Origin of the sequence: Mesorhizobium sp. M7D.F.Ca.US.004.03.1.1, from assembly GCF_003998635.1 — a bacterium.
GTDB lineage: Bacteria > Pseudomonadota > Alphaproteobacteria > Rhizobiales > Rhizobiaceae > Mesorhizobium > Mesorhizobium loti.
Window position 1 is genome coordinate 1 of record NZ_RZQG01001648.1, and the last position, 621, is coordinate 621.

The 621-nt window shown below is 59.9% G+C and carries 1 protein-coding gene; it reads right to left on the reverse strand.

Features of this window, described 5'->3' with window-relative positions:
* Positions 1-447 (reverse strand): TRAP transporter small permease (locus EN935_RS39270; RefSeq protein ID WP_164771893.1); only part of this gene is annotated, 447 nt, incomplete at its 3' end.
* Positions 448-621 lie beyond the last annotated feature (174 nt).

Sequence of the window (621 nt, forward strand, 5' to 3'; positions counted from 1 at the left end):
GGCAGGGGGAAGGATATCCGCCACGAACATGCCGGCCGCAGCAATCGGAAGCGCGACCATGGGATATGCATAGGGGATACCGAGCATCTGGCTGCGATTGTCGGCAAGGTCCATACAGAACCGAATCCCCGAATACAGAAAAAACGCCAAGAAGATCAATGTCGCCAGGCTGATGAAAGTATCGATCGTGCGACGCATCCTCGGCGACAGCAAGCCGGTAAGCAGTTCCATACGGAAATGCGTTCGGGCGCTGACAGCGAGGATCGCGCCGATCGACGCGACCCAGACGAGGAGGAGGCGCGAGACCTCCTCCGTCCAGGAAACCTGGATGTGAGCGACGTAGCGGTTGAGCACCTGCAGAGCGATGCAGAACACGACTGCCGTCATGACCGTCGTCGCTGCAACCTTCGCGATGAGGCTGGGCGCCTTTGCGTCCTCATCGGCCATAGGCTGACCCGCCATAGCTCGTTCTCCTTTTCACGCCAGCCGGTTACTGCGCCTGAATGCGCTTCACCATGTCGGCCACCGTGGGTGAGGAGATATTCGCGTACAGGTCGGCGACGCCTGCCTCGAACTTGGCGTGGTCAACCTCGTTGTAGACCAGACCGTGCTCCTCAAGGA